The organism is Paenibacillus sp. SSG-1 (assembly GCF_002224835.1).
Classification (GTDB): Bacteria; Bacillota; Bacilli; order Paenibacillales; family Paenibacillaceae; genus Paenibacillus_AQ; species Paenibacillus_AQ favisporus.
The window spans coordinates 302-762 of sequence record NZ_MBRK01000005.1; the positions used below are offsets into that span (position 1 = coordinate 302).

The following is a 461-nucleotide window of genomic DNA, read 5'->3' on the forward strand; positions in this document are numbered from 1 at the left end:
GCGGGATCGAACCGCTGACCTCCTGCTTGCAAGGCAGGCGCTCTCCCAGCTGAGCTATAGCCCCATAAATAACCCCAATAAGTGATTTACACTTGAATGAAGTTTATATGGTGGGCCCTAGTGGACTCGAACCACCGACCTCACCCTTATCAGGGGTGCGCTCTAACCAACTGAGCTAAGGGCCCATATCGTGTATGGGAATTATTCATTTGAAACCCATAAGGGTTTGCGCTTGGCAACGTCCTACTCTCCCAGGACCCTTCGGTCCAAGTACCATCGGCGCTGGAGGGCTTAACGGTCGTGTTCGGGATGGGTACGCGTGGAACCCCTCCGCTATCGCCACCAAACGCGTTTTGAAAGAGGTTTGCTCTCTCAAAACTGAGCAACGAGTGAGTAACTAGCCGACCTGGCTAGATTTGTATTTGAATGCTTCCGTTGCAGGAAGCGATTCTCCATAGAAA

Annotated in this window: 1 tRNA gene and 1 rRNA gene; both read right to left on the reverse strand. The window is 51.8% G+C overall.

What is annotated here, in order from left to right:
* Positions 1-108 precede the first annotated feature (108 nt).
* Positions 109-185 (reverse strand) — tRNA-Ile (locus BCV73_RS34660).
* A gap of 45 nt (positions 186-230) precedes the next feature.
* Positions 231-347 (reverse strand): 5S ribosomal RNA (gene rrf, locus BCV73_RS34665).
* Positions 348-461: the final 114 nt, after the last annotated feature.